General features: G+C 64.7%; 1 protein-coding gene. It reads left to right on the top strand.

The features are described from left to right. A partial coding sequence (locus EOC06_RS43875) for a B12-binding domain-containing protein (protein ID WP_245470217.1) occupies positions 1 to 926 on the top strand: 926 nt, incomplete at both ends.

Raw genomic sequence — 926 nt, 5'->3', positions numbered from 1 at the left:
GTCTACGATACGATCGAGCCGGCACTGCGCGAGGCCTCCGAGGATGTCGTGCTCAACCGCACGCCCAGGGCCGGCGGCACCGCCACCGAACGCATGCTGGAGATCGCCGAACGCTTCAAGGGCACGGCCGGCAAGGAAGCGCTGGAGCGCGATCTCGCCTGGCGCGACCTGCCGGTCGAACAGCGGATCAGCCATGCACTGGTCAACGGCATCACCGAATTCATCGACGCCGACACCGAGGAAGCGCGGCTTGCCGCCGAGCGCCCGCTGCATGTCATCGAAGGCCCGCTGATGGCCGGCATGAACGTCGTCGGCGACCTGTTCGGCGCGGGCAAGATGTTCCTGCCGCAAGTGGTGAAATCGGCGCGGGTGATGAAGCAGGCCGTCGCCGGACTGCTGCCGCATATGGAGGCCGAGAAGCTGGCCAACGCCGCCAACGGCATCGACAATGGCGAACGGCAGACAGCGGGCAAGATCCTGATGGCGACGGTCAAGGGCGATGTCCATGACATCGGCAAGAACATCGTCGGCGTCGTGCTCGCCTGCAACAATTACGAGATCATCGATCTCGGCGTCATGGTGCCGGCAGCGAAAATCCTGCAGACGGCGCGCGACCAAAATGTCGACATCATCGGCCTGTCCGGCCTGATCACGCCATCCCTCGATGAAATGGTGCACATGGCCGCCGAGATGGAGCGCGAAGGCTTCGACATTCCGCTGCTGATCGGCGGCGCAACGACCAGCCGCGTGCACACAGCGGTGAAGATCCACCCGCGCTACAACAAGGGCCAGACGGTCTACGTCACCGACGCCAGCCGGGCGGTCGGTGTCGTGTCGTCCTTGCTGTCGAACGAGACCAAGGGCGGCTATGTCGACACGGTGCGCACCGAATACAAGAAGGTCGCCGATGCGCATGCCCGCTCCGA

It is taken from the genome of Mesorhizobium sp. M7A.F.Ca.MR.362.00.0.0, from assembly GCF_004023175.1.
Classification (GTDB): domain Bacteria; phylum Pseudomonadota; class Alphaproteobacteria; order Rhizobiales; family Rhizobiaceae; genus Mesorhizobium.
This window is presented reverse-complemented; position numbering and strand designations above follow the sequence as displayed.